This is a genomic window from Ruegeria sp. YTSC192, from assembly GCF_059609705.1.
In genome coordinates this window covers 39,042-54,296 of record NZ_JBXWMG010000004.1, presented here as the reverse complement: position 1 = coordinate 54,296, position 15,255 = coordinate 39,042, and the positions used below count along the sequence as shown (strand labels likewise).

11 protein-coding genes and 2 pseudogenes are annotated in these 15,255 nt (G+C 49.6%); 1 reads left to right on the top strand and 12 read right to left on the bottom strand.

Annotated elements, in window-relative coordinates; translation table 11 throughout:
* The 3 genes from AC2FD8_RS07395 to AC2FD8_RS07385 are packed head-to-tail and all read right to left on the bottom strand — an operon-like array spanning position 1 to position 3,342.
* Positions 1-852 carry a CpsD/CapB family tyrosine-protein kinase gene (locus tag AC2FD8_RS07395; RefSeq protein WP_496855297.1) on the bottom strand — a complete coding sequence of 284 codons (852 nt, stop codon included), beginning with the start codon at positions 850-852 and terminating at the stop codon, positions 1-3.
* Positions 845-2,407, bottom strand: a complete 1,563-nt coding sequence (locus AC2FD8_RS07390) for a GumC family protein (RefSeq protein ID WP_496855299.1) — start codon at positions 2,405-2,407, stop codon at positions 845-847. Before AC2FD8_RS07390 ends, AC2FD8_RS07395 begins: the two co-directional genes overlap by 8 nt.
* A complete protein-coding gene (locus tag AC2FD8_RS07385; protein WP_496874295.1) occupies positions 2,404-3,342 on the bottom strand; it encodes an ExeA family protein in 939 nt (312 codons plus the stop codon). Before AC2FD8_RS07385 ends, AC2FD8_RS07390 begins: the two co-directional genes overlap by 4 nt.
* A 513-nt stretch (positions 3,343-3,855) precedes the next feature.
* On the opposite strand from AC2FD8_RS07385, the pseudogene AC2FD8_RS07380 reads away from it, so the two are divergent.
* Positions 3,856-4,180, top strand: a pseudogene (locus AC2FD8_RS07380) (transposase); the annotation flags it as partial.
* A gap of 115 nt (positions 4,181-4,295) precedes the next feature.
* Here AC2FD8_RS07380 and AC2FD8_RS07375 read toward each other — a convergent pair.
* From AC2FD8_RS07375 to AC2FD8_RS07335, 9 genes and pseudogenes are all read right to left on the bottom strand, one after another.
* Positions 4,296-4,508, bottom strand: a pseudogene (locus AC2FD8_RS07375) (transposase); the annotation flags it as partial.
* 97 nt (positions 4,509-4,605) lie between these two features.
* Positions 4,606-6,033 carry an O-antigen ligase family protein gene (locus AC2FD8_RS07370; RefSeq protein ID WP_496855302.1) on the bottom strand — a complete coding sequence of 476 codons (1,428 nt, stop codon included), beginning with the start codon at positions 6,031-6,033 and terminating at the stop codon, positions 4,606-4,608.
* 139 nt (positions 6,034-6,172) lie between these two features.
* A complete protein-coding gene (locus tag AC2FD8_RS07365; RefSeq protein WP_496855304.1) occupies positions 6,173-7,216 on the bottom strand; it encodes an acyltransferase family protein in 1,044 nt (347 codons plus the stop codon).
* 110 nt (positions 7,217-7,326) lie between these two features.
* Positions 7,327-11,289, bottom strand: coding sequence for a non-ribosomal peptide synthetase (locus AC2FD8_RS07360; protein ID WP_496855306.1), 3,963 nt, complete (start codon positions 11,287-11,289; stop codon positions 7,327-7,329).
* Between the two features lie 93 nt (positions 11,290-11,382).
* Entirely contained in the window at positions 11,383-11,745 is a 363-nt protein-coding gene (locus AC2FD8_RS07355) for a hypothetical protein (protein ID WP_496855308.1), read from the bottom strand.
* A gap of 162 nt (positions 11,746-11,907) precedes the next feature.
* Positions 11,908-12,477 carry a carboxymuconolactone decarboxylase family protein gene (locus AC2FD8_RS07350; RefSeq protein WP_496855309.1) on the bottom strand — a complete coding sequence of 190 codons (570 nt, stop codon included), beginning with the start codon at positions 12,475-12,477 and terminating at the stop codon, positions 11,908-11,910.
* Positions 12,478-12,613: 136 nt separating this feature from the next.
* Complete coding sequence (locus AC2FD8_RS07345; RefSeq protein ID WP_496855311.1) at positions 12,614-13,099, bottom strand: YHS domain-containing (seleno)protein; 486 nt, start codon at positions 13,097-13,099, stop codon at positions 12,614-12,616.
* A 48-nt stretch (positions 13,100-13,147) separates the two neighbouring features.
* Positions 13,148-14,014 (bottom strand): cysteine hydrolase family protein, encoded by an 867-nt coding sequence (locus AC2FD8_RS07340; RefSeq protein ID WP_480796306.1) that lies wholly within the window; start codon positions 14,012-14,014, stop codon positions 13,148-13,150.
* Between the two features lie 161 nt (positions 14,015-14,175).
* Entirely contained in the window at positions 14,176-15,186 is a 1,011-nt protein-coding gene (locus AC2FD8_RS07335; RefSeq protein WP_496855313.1) for a helix-turn-helix transcriptional regulator, read from the bottom strand.
* Positions 15,187-15,255 lie beyond the last annotated feature (69 nt).

The window sequence follows — 15,255 nt, the reverse complement described above, 5'->3', positions numbered from 1 at the left end:
TTAGTACCCGTACCTGTCTGTTTTGTCCAAGTAACGCGACTTATTGAGAACCACGCCCATCAGGTTGCTATTAGCTTCGATTTCGTTCTTGCATTTCTCTAGCTCTTCAAAGGTAGTATTTTCCGCTGCGACAACTAACAAAACACAATCGATTTGATCTATGAATGCGAAAAGGTCATCGCAAGCAAGCATCGGAGGTGTGTCAAACAGTATTGCGTCAGGCTTGTAACTCTCTTCAACCGAGTCGATAACAATTGCGGCTTCTTTATCTTGTAGTAGTTCTGCTGAACACTTCACAGAATTGTAATTTGTCGCGAACGCAAGCTTTTGATCATAACAAACAATAGAGTCTTCGGGTGGGCATTTTCCGGCCAATGCTCTTGAGAAATCACTATTACTTTGCAGCTTCAACTTTTTCCCGACGTTCGGATGGCGCATATCAATATCGATAACCATAGCCTTGGAGTGACTTAGACGGGTAAGGCTGAAAGCCAGATTAAGGCACAATGTGGTTTTGCCGCAGCTTGGTCCCGGAGATGTTATTGCGATGCGGCGCCAGTCATTGGTTCGCATCTCGTGTACCATACGGGTACGTATAGCATCGAAGGGCGTTGTATTGCTTGCGCTCGGGTCAATAAGAATTTTTTCGCGCTTTAGATGAGCCACATCCAATTCAAAATTGTTCAGGCTAGCCCACAACTGGTCAATGGTTGCTGAGGCCCGATTCACACCATTCCGCACAGCGCTCGCCTCTGATCCGGCGGCTAAGGTGTTGCCAAGTCTACTCTTTCTGGCCTTACGGGCTTTTGCAATCGCTGACTGTATGTGTTCCATTGAATAACCTTTAGCCAAGCCCAAGTTGTTTCAACAATTGGTTGAGACCAAGTGTATTAACGGATTTTTCGAGAAAAACACCAAGAGGCATGTAATTTTCGTGAATCAGATAGAGAGCGAGACTTATTCCAACGGCCGGTAGCACAAACAAGGCGGCGACAAAGCTGCGATGAAAAACAAGTTCACTGGTTGTTTGTATACATGGAACGACGCCGAAAGCAGGTACCCCGATCTTGTTGGCCACATCGACTGGTCTTCGAACAGTGTTGTTAAGCAACTCCAATAGCAGGAACAGCGCCGCAGCTACGCAGAGTCCTCCTGCGATCCCAAATGCTACAATCAACTTTCGGTTGGGTTCTGCTGGATGCGTGGGAACGATAGCACGCTCTGTTATTGTGATACGATGTCCGCGAGACTGAGCTTCAATCTGGTCACCTGTACGAGCCTCTGCCAAACTGACAGTAGCTTGAGTATATTGCTGCTGCAGGTTTTCGTAGTCTCTTTCAAGTGTACCTAATTCAATAGCGTTGGTCGGAATCTTGTAGATTGTGGCTGCAATAGCCTCTAATTCAGCCAAGATATCTTCTTTTTGTTTATTAACAAATGACATTTGGCCATCTATCTCGGATAGCTGTAGCTCATAAATAGTGATGCTTGGCGAAGTATCCGTACCAAGACCCAACTCGATGTTTGCAGCTTTAAGCGCGGCAATCTGACCATCCAATGATTTTACAGTGGGATGGTCTTCAGAATAAATGGCTAAAGCCGTCGCACGTTGGTCTTCCAATTGTCGCAACCGTCGCTGCTCAGGCGGCAGGTTGTCTCCTGCTATGTTCGACCGACCAGTACGCTCATAGATTTCCTGGAGCCTGGAGCGCCTGTCACGTAGAGATGACAAGTCCCTATCCAATTGCAAAATCCGTTCTTGCAGCGAAGATTGTCTGGTTCTCTGGAACTCGAGACTGTCTGGCAAGGCGTCTTTATATTCTTCTTTGAAGCGCAAAATCCGGGCGCCTTGTTCGCCCATCTCCCTATCTAGTCTCGTCACCTCCTGTACAAAAAACTCCAACGTGTCGGCTGTCGCGCTAGTACGCATAGCTATATTTTCTTCTAGTATTTGCGCCACTAGGTCGTTAACAACATTGGCCGACATCTCGCCGCTAGGAGCGTCAAAAGATACGGTCACAAATGAAGCGCGATCACTAAGATAGCTGTTCAGAGGCAACTGAATGGCTATTCTTGAACGCATATCACCTACAATTTCATCCAACCTCAGATTCGGCTGGTTCTCATGAACGTCATAGCGTTGTGACAACGCAGCAAGATTATCCCTCGACAACAAGCGTTGCTGAATAACCTCTAATATTTCAAATACGCTCGCCTGCACCGTTGTTGAAGCCAGTTCTCCTGGGATTTGAGGAGGTTCGACGACAAGCTGGGCGTAGGCGCGGTACACTGGCGGCAGGGTCGACGCCACAACTATTCCTGACACAAGCCCAACTATGACGATAAGCGCCAAATAATGTATGCGACGAAAGAACAACGAAACGTAAAAGCGGAATTCGTTCATCATGGGGACACGCTATCCTCGACTTGAGGCAGGTTCGCAGTAAAGAAAGCACCATCATCCAAAACTCTTTGAACAGTTTGGCGCGAGACCCCGCTTAGACTGCGGGTATAGGAGTATACCATGGAAAGATCGCACAATTGATTGACGAGCCTGGGCACACCACCAGTCGCTTCGTATATTATTTCAGTTGCTGCAGGACTGAACAGGTTTCGCTGGGCGCCGGCCAATTTCAATCTATGGCCGACATACTTCCGTACCATTTTGTTATCCATTGCGTTCAAATGGAAACTTGACGCAACCCTTTGCGCAAATTGACGCAATTCAGGGCGCAAGATTGTCTTTCTCAACTCCGGTTGTCCTACTAGTATCAATTGAAGAAGTTCGTCTTTGTTCGAATTGATGTTAGTAAACATGCGCAGTTCTTCCAAAGTCTTCATGCTCAAATTTTGCGCTTCATCGAATATTAGAACTACTCGATTTCCATTTGCGTATTGTTCTATCAGATGTGATTGAAAGGTAGCAAAAAGATCTACATAGGTTGCATCAGCTGAAGTTGGCAGATCAAGCGCCATGAAAATCCATCGCAACAAGTCGCCCCTGTCGTCCTGAAAATTCGAGATCAGTCCGATTTTCACTTGTTCGTCAATAGATTGCAGAAGGTGTTGGATCAGTGTTGTCTTGCCAGCGCCAACTTCACCTGTAATCAACGTGATTGGTGAGCGCGTCACAATGCCATATTCCAGCATGGCATAGGCTCTCTGGTGAGATGGAGACCAATATATAAAACCAGGATCTGGCAGCAACGAAAAGGGGCGCTCAGTCAAGCCGAAATGTTCCGTATAGATGTCCAACGAACAATGTGTGCTGGGCTTGATCTCAGTATGGCCTCTATCAACATTCAATGTTATGTACTCTTCGGTGTTGGGCATCATCAGCATAGCGGGTTTGTAGGCAGCTCAATATTAGTACGCCGGTTCAGAGTATAGGGTACATACCAAGACCGAACAGCCTGCAAAACCCACTCTCCTGATCTCTTTGCAGGTTAGTAGGTGCTTGGCGTTCATATAAGATCTTGACCGGATTACTCGGACTCAACAAGTGGTGGGACATTTAAGGCCACCTTCAACTAACTTCGCGCTTCTCAACACACGGTAAACCATTTCACATTTCACACAACAGCCGGGGCATGTTATTATTTGGCTACCAGCACATGAGAATTCAATACGTACTTCGTTCAAATCTACGTTGCTGTAGCATGGGAGTTTACCTTGGCTACATATGATTTCACTGGAATTGTGAGCAGCCTCATCTGACTGGTCCAAATTGATTGTTAGCGCATCATCGGCCTGTGGTCCGTCGGGATGATGGTTTCGGGCGATGGCGGGTGACCTGCCCCCCGCGAAATCCCTCACCATCATGTAGAGTCTGCCCAACCCTGAAGGAGCAGACGAATACGGAAGAGCCGTTTTACCGAGACGCAGATTATCGGGATGATCAAGGAACAAGAGGCAGGCATGCCAATGTCGGAGGTGTGCCGCAGGCACGGGCTCAGCCCGGTGACGTTCTACAAGCTGAAGTCCAAGTATGGCGGCATGGAGGTGTCAGGCTGAAGGCGCTGGAGGACGAGAACGCCAAGCTGAAGCGGCTGCTGGCCGATACGATGCTGGACAATGTGGTTTTGAAGGACCTGCTGGGAAAGAACTGACGACGCTGACCAAGCGGCGAGAGGCAGCGCTCAGGGCGATGCGGGATCACGGCATCTCGCAGCGCCGAGCCTGAGCAATTTGAGGGCTCCGCGCCCGGCGCGCTTGCCAAGTCCGAAACCGACGACTACCAAAATCAAACCCGCAGACTCTCATCATGAACGAGGGACCAGTGGGGGGGCAAGTCACCCAGCTTCAAGGAACCCCTTGGACCAGCTGTAATACAGGCTCTCGGCAATACCTTCGCGGCGGCACAGCTCCGCAATGCTGTCCTCGCCCTTCAAACCGTCCAGCGCAATTCGGATCTTCTCTTCGGCCGAATACTGTTTGCGTGTGGCACGGCGGATGTCCTCAACAACCTTCTCGCAGCGGCTCTTGCGTGTTCCGGGTTTCTGTCTCATTTCCACTCCCTGGTGGTTACGATGTGCCAGAAACCCTCTCTTATCAAATCGACCTAAGCTGTCCCATTGGCGTTGACGTCAGACAGCTTTAAGCAAATCAAGTGCGCCTTCGTCGGCGCTTCATCATAGGTTTGGTTTTTGGTATCGGAGCAGCAGAACGAGGAGTCTCGTCTTGAAGTTCACAGTACCCAATGAGAGCACCTGCCAACATGAATGTTATGGGTGTCAGCGTTGCGTTGGGTAGCAAATCTATCAAGTTTGCCGACAGTACAATCACAAGCCCCACGGTCTCTATTGGAATATCTTTCTTTTTTCTAAAAAATGCCAAGGCAAATACAGGCAGCGTCAAAAGACCAAACTGTCCAATATATCCCAACCAACCAAATGAACTCAGTGTAATTATCCAAGTTCCATCTGTTATACTTACATTCTCACCTGTTTCGGCATCGTAAATCAATCCACGCCCCCACAGCCCCCAGCCCGTCCATGGCTTTTCTTGCGCTTTTGAAAGAAGTGCATTTTCGTTTTCGATGCGCGTTCTAAAAGAATGTGCGCGCTCTAAGTTAAAATCCAGAGTTAGTTCATAAATAGCATTAACAGGAACTAAGTCCGCGCTTCTTAAAGCGGGATACGTCACTATTACCAGAGCTATGAAACCGGCCACATAGAGCTGCACAGATCCACGTAGTAGTAAAATTACAGGCAGCAATGCAGCGGTTATCAAAAACGCCCCGAGGGTCTTGCAAATAAACAGCACTACAAAAAGCCAAGCGGTCGTAAAAACCCAAATATTCCGAGTCTTTGAGTGTTTTTCACGCCGCCAAAGCGCCGCGGATGACAGAACACTCATCGACATAAATATTCCAACCCAAAGTCCATGTTCCAGAAAGACAATTGGCCGAAACCCATCGTTACGAATATGCTGGACGAAACTATGAGGAAAATACCCATAGATCCATCTGTTGAGTTGCGGGCTAATTCTAACCTCAAGCAGTATTAGGACTGAATAGGCTAACCCCAAAAATACAAACGCACGCAGTATTAACCTATGGCTTTCGGGACTAGCCAAGATCTTTCGGCTTAGGAAATATGGTAAAGTCAAGATTAGGAGAATACTAACCATACCGAATATATCGTAGGCGCTTAAGCCCGGGATAACTAGATTTGGTGTTACAATGACCTCCGTATTCTGAATTGCAGTGACTAGGGGGTTAATGAACAATATCACCAGCAGAACAATAAGAAGTTTCGATGGCTTTGAAGCAGTTTGATGATCTAAAGGAGCAGCCTTTCGCCCCCAAATCAGGAATGCAAGCAAAGCTGCGAAACTTGGGGCTAACGTTTTATCGTATGCAGGTATCAACGGAACATCGACACCAAAACCTGTAGGCAGAAACAAATATCCAACTAAAATAGACCAGATCAATGCCGCATTCATGCTCAGTTTGCGAAAAAGGGCAAATACAACCACCGGATAGCTAAAGAGTACAAAATATGCGAATATATTTGGGTATATGTAGTTCATATCATCACATACTCGACCGTATCATGCCAGTAATCTGGAGGCAAAGCATCATAGCACGGCCAACCACTTTGGAATAAGTGAGATCTTCAAGTAGGCAGCGGTAAGAGATCAATCTGTAATCCTGTTGGCGGTCATGAAGCTACTTGTTAGCCGTAACGTCGGCTCCAGCGCTTGGGCGTGATCGCGAAACAAAGCGTTGGTACAAGTTCATGATGAGCCTCCGCCCAGGAACTTCAATATAGTGATACAGAAGCGAGGCCGATAGAAGCGCTACTGCTACTGCAACAAGTAATGTCCAAAATGGTAGAATCTCTTGCTGCAAAATCACCTCCAGCGCAGTGAAAACAGCTTTTTCTACAAGTGCGTGACACATGTACAAGCTGTAGGATATCAGGCCCAAGTACCTTAGCTGCGATGGCACATTGAATGTCGTTAAGTATAGGGATGCTATCAGAAATGGCCCCGCCAAAACCACACACAACGGCAAATCAAAGGAAAAACCTGCGATGATTAAACCTGTTGCCAGCGGCGCAGTAAACCGCAAAGAAACTCTGCTTTCCAAGCACAACCTTGCTGTTAACATTCCCAATAGAAATTCAGGCAAAATGCGAATTATTGAAAAGTCGTAACTTCTTGACAACATTGGTCTGCCCGTTGCGTCTGCAAGCAACAAGCACACCACAAAAGTCAAAAGGACAAGGGGCGCGACGACTTTTAAATTATACCTAAGTACGATCGGTGCTAGAATTGGAAAACCGAAATACGCAAACATCTCAGCGGATACCGACCAACTGGGATAATTTAAGGCCAATTGGTTGGAAAGACCCAAACTGTGCAGCATAGCCAGATGGGTCAGAAATTCGTCGAGTTTCAACGACCCGTCAACAGATAGCCCAATCATTTGAGCTGTGACAATCATGGTTGATATTAGAATCAAAGTGACCAGGTGGACAGGGTAAAGTCGAGCAAATCTTCTTATCAAAAAGTCTGAAATCCTGAACCCATCCCGATAGACATAGACCAAGATAAACCCCGATAACGTAAAAAACAAATCTACCGCCAGGTCACCATGCGCGATGATCCTGGCACCTGGGATTGATGACACATGGTGTGCATAGTGGTATAGAACGACCCATATTGCCGCGATACCCCGAAGGGCCGTAAGTGATTTTATCTCAGGCACTACGGAAACACACCATAATCTGATCAACTCTATTCTGCTCGTGGCCTGTCAAAAAACCGCGAGGGCAAACCACGCCACATACTAACATGCATTCGCAACACATATTAGTCTCATTTGAGAATTCGAGCGATCTCGACCGCCATTTGACTGACGTTTGGCGATTGCAAGATGCTCATGTGATCCCCTGGTATGTCTATCAGCTCAAATCCTCCGGCCGCAATCGTGTCCCACCCGAGCCCTGAAGCCTTAGCCTCGGGGCTATCGAACAAGTCATCTCCTGCACGAAAGATCGTTAGTTTTTTATGAAGAACTTCCGGTTGATACTGTTCGATTGCGATTGAGTTTGCTGCGACAAATGAATCTATTGTTGGAGTTGCTGCGTTTTCCTTCTGCCTTTCGAGACGCCTTCTGACGTAAAGGTACTTCATATTGCTATACTTCTGAAAGACTGACTTTTTAAAGTATGCCCATGGTCGCTGAAGGAAAGAGCGCAGGTGAACCCGTGCCCTGGCAAATCCCTTTAGCCGAGCCCGCCCACCAGGACCTTCTGAATCCACAAAGATTAAGGCTGATACGTCCCTGCCAGAGGCAATCAGCTGTTGTGCCAGTTGGAGGGTTACGTAGCTACCTGCCGAAACCGCGATCAAGGAAACTGGGCCGGTTGGTCTGTGTCGCTGGATTTGTTTAAGATAGAACTCTGCAATGTCCCGTACGCTTGTAGGAGAATCCTCTCTCAGCAAACCAATCGTCACGCCGAACATAGGCTGATCTTCGTCCAACTCCTTGGCCAAAGGGCGAAACAGTGAACCGTTGTCCCCAAGTACGTGCACACAGTAGAGCGGAGCCTTGGTCCCTTGAGATTTGATTGGGATAATAACCAAAGGGTCTATTTCGTCAGCTTCAATTGTCTTTGCAATACCCTTTGGAGTTGGATCAGCATATAGAGCTGTTGGTTTGATTGTTATGTTTAGTGCGTTCTCAAGTTTTGCTATGAGCCTCAGCAGCAGCAAAGAATTCCCACCCAGTTCGAAGAATGATGCATCGCTAGATGGGTTTTCCAAATTGAGAACGTCAGCAAACACATCAACTATCTTTTGAAGCAAAGGGGAGTCTGGACTCTGAATTTCGCCAGGTTTTTTCTCCACCTGCGGCTTCGGCAGTTGTTTGGTGTCAACTTTTCCACCTGGGGTCTGAGGCCACTTCTCGACAACTACCAACGTTGGCTGCATATGTGGCGGAAGCGTCTCAAAAACATGGTTTTGAAGTGTCGTGAGCTCAGGAGCCGCATCAGGATTAGAGAATGAAATCCATGCTACAAGCTGAGTATTGCCATTGTAGTGCACTAGATCCGAATGTGCTCTCTCTATATCGGCAATTGACTCAAGCGTTCTTTCTATTTGGCCGGGTTCAATCCTGTAGCCGCGAAGCTTAAGTTGCCTGTCAATGCGGTCCATGTAGTACAAATTTTGGTTTTGCCAGACGACCCTATCTCCGGTGCCATAAATGCGACCAATCGTTTTATCAAATCCTGCCGGTTTGAATCGCTCTGATGTAAGTTCAGATCGTCCCTTGTACCCTAACGCAACAGCAGGACCAGAAATCCAAAGCTGCCCTTCTGTTCCCTCCGGAGCTAGTGAACCGTCTTCCGCCAAGACCCAAGCGGCCGCATGACTTAGCGCGTTGCCGATCGGCACACTTCCCTTGATCGTATCGTCCGGCTTGAGCCTATAGGCCGTACACGTAATTGTGGTTTCAGTTGGGCCATATCCGTTAATCCATCGTACGTTGGGAACAATACCAATCCAGCGCATCAAAACAGAGTGCGGGACGCGTTCTCCTCCTACCACGACAAGCTTCACACAACTCGGAAGCGTCGCGCTATTCGATTCCAGAGCTTCCGTCAAAGCCACCCAAAACCCTGTTGGAAGATTGAGAACCGTTAATTCTTGCGCACTACAAGCCTCAAGAAATGTGGTCGCAGAAAGCGACATATCGTGTCCACGCAGGACAACCGTTGCGCCGACCAATAGTGTAGGGATGATCTCTTCCAGAGCAACATCAAAGCTCAGGCTGGCAAACTGTAGGACTTTGTCGTTTTGACAAAGTTCATAGAATGGAATAACGGCGTCGCTGTGTGCTGCCAGGGATTGATGCGAAACCACGACACCTTTTGGTCGACCAGTTGAGCCGGATGTAAATATCACATAGGCAGGCGTAGCAGGATCCAATGGTGCCGCAATAAAATGCTCGTGTTTTACTTCACCCTCTTCGATCGCATTGAACTTTAGAGTCGGAAGAGAGAAGACGGGCGCGCTTTCATCCACTATGACCAATCGCATCTCGCTGTCTTCACTCATTACTCTAAGCGCTTCAGGCGGATATGAAGGATCCATTGGAACAAAAGTTGCGTGAGCTTTCCAAATAGCAATAATCGCGACAATAAAGTTTGGACTGCGGATGGCACAAATACCAACAATGTCAAAAGGCCGAATACCGTTTCCAATCAGCACGCCTGCCAATTTGTCTGACGCTTGATCAAGTTCACTATAACTAAGTGGATCATGGCCTTTTTGTTCAACAGCGATTTGATCTGGGTGCTTGGAAACTATTTCTTTGAATAAAGACAAGCAGTCCTTCGGATGACTCGTTTGTGTCTCTTCAAGGCCAGACAGCGCATAGAGCGCGTTGATTTCACACGTGTTCAGCATCGACAACTTGGCTAGAGGTGTGTCAGGCTCTGCAGTACATGCCGAAATAAGTAACTGCTCAAAATACTTCGAAATCTGGGCGCCTTTTGGTGCCATTTCTGGATCATACTCAACAGTAAACCGAAGTTGGTCACCTTGGTATGCCGCCAATGTGATTGGAGTGTTTCCCTCTTCTAGTAGATCAACTTGCCGGTTTTCCCACTTTCCACCAAGCGCCTTCATCCGCTGGTCAAGCGTTGCTGTATCAAACATAACGACGGTGTCGAATAGCGGTTTGCCATATGGAACATCAGTGCGATTTCGGATCTCTGACAGCGGCGTATGCACATGTGGGCGCTGGCTGATTTGGCCTTTTCGTACTTCGAGTAAAACATCTCGGAGCGTCAGACCCTCGGAGAGCTTTAAACGCATCGGCGTCGTGACGATAAAACACCCCAATGCGTCACTCGCGCCCGGAACCAGATGCCTACCTGTCAACGTTGTTCCAAAAACTGTATCATTGCCGCCCGAAAGTCGGGCCATAACAATACCCCAGATAGCTAATACTATGGTGCTAAACGAAACGTCAGACTTCTTCGCGAGGTCGGCTAGTTGTTCCGTTTGCGCCTTTGTAAGAATGTGATTTGTGAACTTCTTACGCGATGGTGAGGCCCCATCGATCAAAAGGCCGTTTCCACCCTCCCAGCCGTTGAGCATATCTGAAAAGTATTTAACCCCTTCGCTCGTATCCAAGTGCGCTACTTGATTACAGTGCCGCGCGAAGGAAAGATTATTGCTAGTCGATTGCGGTTCAGGTTCTCCGCTACCTGTCAACTTGTCGTACTCAGAAAAGACCGATTTCAAGACATTGGAGAAGCAACGACCATCAAGCAAGGTGTGAGGGAAGGTCCAGACCAATGCGCCATTCCGCTCTCCAGTCTTAAAAAAATTTACCCGGAAAGCTGGGAAAACCCTGGCATCACATCCGCTGTTTCGGTCACTTTCAAGAAATTCACCAAGCAGATCATCGGTCTGCGTAGCCTCTGTATTAGACCAGTCGTGAAATTTAACTTCAAAGGATTGCAGGTCCTCTACCCGTTGTACGGGTTTCACGGGGTCGGAATCATCTATAACGAGGCGCATCGCTTCATGATTCTCAAGTAGTCTTGTCCATGCTAATTGCATGGCACCCAAGTCAATGACCTCATCTTTGAGGTAGCAAACTACCTGTTCAAGATATATCCAGGGCTGCTTGGTTTGGCTGCTCTCCAAATACATTGCGTACTGTATTGAAGTAAGAGGAAAGGCGACATTTGAAAGCGTATCGCCAGAACTAACTGCAGGCACAACGAACTCCTGGTAAAAAACTCTTTTAACAAATACCAACGAGAGTTGTTTAGTGCAAAACGAATACGTCAACAATATCAGAATACTTGTACAGGTGACCCAAGAGGTGGCCGCGGAAATTCGGACCAGTGTTTAAGGTGGATCGCATGATGAAAGTGACGATCCAAAATGAAGAAACGCGCGAACCATTTGCCAGAGTTTAAGGCCAAGGTCGCGCTTGAAGCGGGCCGCGATAGAAAATATGGCGACGGCATTTACGCGGCGCAGTTCGACCCCTGAACAGATCAGCGCGGCAAAAGTGGATAGGCTGCATTCCAAGATTGACCAACTGGTGGTGGAGCGGGATTTTTTGCCCCCCTCTCGGCAGAATGCTACGCATTCGCCTGCCGAGCAGTGGAAGCCTCGCACCAACTTCTCGGGGTGCGAGGCAAAATATGGTAAGCCGGGATCACAATTTAAGTATGCGTAAACAATGCGAACTGTTGCAGCTGTCATGGTCGAGGCTTTGTTGTCAGTCTGTTGGTGAAAGCGCTGACAATTTCTGGCAAGGTACGCGCCTTTGTTGATTTTGCGGCCGATCGTCTCAGATCGGATCCCCTTCTTGGCCGGAACCAAACTCACGCCTAAGCGCAAAACCAACAATTAGGCAAAATCGCGCTATTCAGCCGCCGCTGCGGATGAGGCGGTCCATGCATTTGGGACAAACGCATCATCCAAAGCCGTTTCCGCCACATGGTTCGTATAGTTCGACAGAATTTTTAACGCTGTGCCAAGGATGACTTCCAGCATGGTCTGGCGGGTATAGCCAGCCGTCAGAAAAGCCTCGACCTGTGCGTCGCTGGGCCAGCCTCGGCTTTCGTTGATCACGATGGCGAATTTGCGTAGTGCTTCCAATTTGGGGTCGGCGATAGGGCTGCCATCGCGCAATGCTGCGATGACGTCCTCGGGGACACCTGCCATCTGCGAAAGCGTGGTATGGGCGGCCATGCAGTATTTACACCCATTGAGCCGGTTGTTGGTCATCAGGATGATCTGACGCTCGGTCTCTGAAAGGCTGGTCTTTCCAAAGATGTTGGAAAGTGTCGTATAGCCTTCCAGAATTGCGGGCGCTTCGGCCATGGCCGCATAAAGGTTGGGCACAAAACCATACCCTTTTAGCGATGCTTCCAGAATTGGTTTCGCGGCATCAGGGGCTGAGGCGATTGTATATGTCTCAAAATCAGTCATGTCTGGTTTCCTTTGGGAAGAGCTTTCGACGTACCCGACTTGTCATTGCGGACAGGTCGTCTTGGAGAAGTGCCGGTCTTTGGGGAGGGGAGAGGCAGCAGTGGCTCCGACCGGCAAAAGCCACCAAATTCCTCGATCAAAGGCTGCCGACAGGTGTGTGGTGGATGTCTGCCCACTTCGCATGGGCGCCTTGGATCACGGTCTCTTTGTCCTCAAGGTACTTCTTGAAGATGTCTTCATTCACAAAGAGATAGAGCTTGCCGTCCGCGATATCGGCATACCGAACATCTCCATCAAGCTTCTTGCCTACATAGACGCCAAAAGCGCAGAACCCGCCGAATTGGGGCAAATTGGCCATCGGATCTGCATCGAATGTGGCTTGCGCTGCCTGTGACGCAAAGTAGTAGTCCACACCATCATGGGTCGACGTGTAGGTGGCGTTGCCCATCTCGGGTTTCTCGGCGTCAAACATCGACACAGGATCGACGCCGTGCATGCCAAGCGGATGCCCGGTCAGGGTGAGACTGTTTGAGACGTTGTATTCATCTTCAGCCAGTGCGGCCGCCGCCAGGGCAAGAGTCAGCGCTGCTGTAAGTGCGGGAAGTGTAAAGATGCGTGTCATGATATGTCCTTTCAGGATGTCAGTATCAAACTGGAAAGTCGGTTCGTGTCAGGCAGATTGGCCGATGCGCTTTACCGCGTCGTCGGTCCACCAGACACCATTGGCGACCATGCGGAAATTGATGATGGCTGCGAGATACCCGTCACCTTCAGGCACTTTGGCCCCGGCCGTCGCGTCGCGAACGACAGCAACCTCGTAGCCCAGTTCCAGCAACTCATAGAGATGCGCTTGCGTGCACAGGTTCGCGGACATCCCCGCAAGGATCACCTTGTCGATCTTGCGTTTGCGCAATTGCAGGTTCAGGTCGTTCTGGGCAGGGCTGTAAACCTTGTGGGGTGAACAGACGATGGTTTCGCCATCCTCGATGTACTTTTTGTATTGCGGCATCCAGTCGGCACCTGAGCCCTCGAAGTTGTCCAGGTTGAGTGGCCCGAGGCGGTCAAACATGCCGATGCTGTGCATCGTGGCTTCAAGCGTGCCTTCGAACTCCCACTTATGGTCATGCGGGTAGTAATAGTGCGGCGAGATGAAGACCGGCATCCCGGCTGCTTTGGCGGCGATGAAAAGTCGTTCGATATTGTCGACGGTGCCCTGTTCGGTCACGCTTTCACCAACGACGCCCCATGTCACTCCGTCTTCGGACAGAAAATCGATCTGGGGGTCGGTTACCACAAGCGCGGTGCGCCCCGGTTCGATGGTCATGTCGATTTGGGGAAGGCCTGGGTTCTCCGGGTCAGCGTAAGTGGCACGAGCCTCTTCGGTTGCTGAAAGCGCCTGCCCACCGGCAACGATTGTTGTACCCGCTGCTGCAGCCCCAGCGGCTTGCGTCAGAAGACGGCGGCGCGCCATGTCAACGCGTTCGGGCGTGACGTCGCAGCCGCAGCCGGCTTCATGTTTGTGGTCGTGATTGCTCATTGCAAATTTCCTTTGTCTGAGAGGGGCAAAGCGGTCTGCCTTACTCGGCAGCGCCCCAGGTGGATCTGACAAAGAGGAAATTAGGCGCCACATTGGCCGAGGTATTGGCAGGCCCTGCCAAGGTTTTGACCGAACCTGCCATGTGGTCTTGAGGTGTGCGCCTAGTCGGAGGTCGCTTGCTGCCGGAAACGAGCGGGTGCTTGGCCGACCCAACGCTTGAAGGCACGGCTGAACGTGCTCTGTTCCGAAAATCCGGTCATAAAGGCAATCTCGGCTATGGAAGCCTTGCCGTCACGGAGCAGGTCACGAGCAAGTGCAACTTGCGCCTGACCGAGAACGTCGCGATAGGTCATCCCTTCTTCGGCCAACCTGCGGTAAAGCGTGCGCTCGCTCATTCCCATCTCTTGGGCGACATGCGCCGCCTGCGGTGCGCCGTTACTTAGGGCTGGTGTAAGTCGATGAACAAGTGCGTTGCACAGTGAAGTGTCATCATCCAGGGAATTGAATTCCTCATCCAGATGTTTCGTCATGAAATCCGACAAGCCCGGATCGCCAAGACGATTTTCGCATTCGAGCATAACAGGGCGCATCGCGATGGCGTTTTGGTCAGTACCAAATTGCACCGGACAACCAAAATGCTCGGCGTAACGTTCAGGCTCTTGTCGGCACACATGTTTGAACGCGACATATTCGAGCGACAATCCAGTACCCACAAACCGATGCATATTCCGTGCAAAGGCGGCAAGCGCGCATTCGTTGCGCAATTCCAAGGCAGCGCGATGTGGTGTTTGCCCTTCAAATATCCAAAGGACAGGATCGCCGGTTTCATCAAGTCTGTAAACTGCGGTGTCCGTGACGAGACGAAAGTAACGCTCGATCCGTTGCAAAGATTCCCGCAAGGTGGGAGCTGTCTTTACAGCCAGGCCAAGGACGCCGAGATCATCGGTCGCAATAGCATTCGCATAGGCCTCAACCAAAGCAACCTCATCCGCTTGTTGCGAACGTATCCAATCGATCAGATCGAAATAGGCATCATCCGCCAATTGGCCGTCTTGAGCCTCTGGCAAACGCAGCATGACAGCGCCATTTGAAATCAGGGCACCATCGTCGTTTAGCGTCATCCCGGCGGCATTGGCCATCGCGCGCGCGAATACATAGGTCACACTTGCCATGCACCACAGATAGCATTGGAAAGCTCATCTGCGCCAGATCGGCCATGCCCGCGATCTGCATCGCTCATT

Excerpts from the sequence above, each read along its gene's own strand:
- AC2FD8_RS07390 (WP_496855299.1), bottom strand. The coding sequence starts at position 2,407 with ATGATGAACGAATTCCGCTTTTACGTTTCGTTGTTCTTTCGTCGCATA.
- AC2FD8_RS07385 (WP_496874295.1), bottom strand. The coding sequence starts at position 3,342 with ATGCTGATGATGCCCAACACCGAAGAGTACATAACATTGAATGTTGAT.
- AC2FD8_RS07370 (WP_496855302.1), bottom strand. The coding sequence starts at position 6,033 with ATGAACTACATATACCCAAATATATTCGCATATTTTGTACTCTTTAGC.
- AC2FD8_RS07355 (WP_496855308.1), bottom strand. The coding sequence starts at position 11,745 with ATGACAGCTGCAACAGTTCGCATTGTTTACGCATACTTAAATTGTGAT.
- AC2FD8_RS07350 (WP_496855309.1), bottom strand. The coding sequence starts at position 12,477 with ATGACTGATTTTGAGACATATACAATCGCCTCAGCCCCTGATGCCGCG.
- AC2FD8_RS07345 (WP_496855311.1), bottom strand. The coding sequence starts at position 13,099 with ATGACACGCATCTTTACACTTCCCGCACTTACAGCAGCGCTGACTCTT.
- AC2FD8_RS07340 (WP_480796306.1), bottom strand. The coding sequence starts at position 14,014 with ATGAGCAATCACGACCACAAACATGAAGCCGGCTGCGGCTGCGACGTC.
- AC2FD8_RS07335 (WP_496855313.1), bottom strand. The coding sequence starts at position 15,186 with ATGGCAAGTGTGACCTATGTATTCGCGCGCGCGATGGCCAATGCCGCC.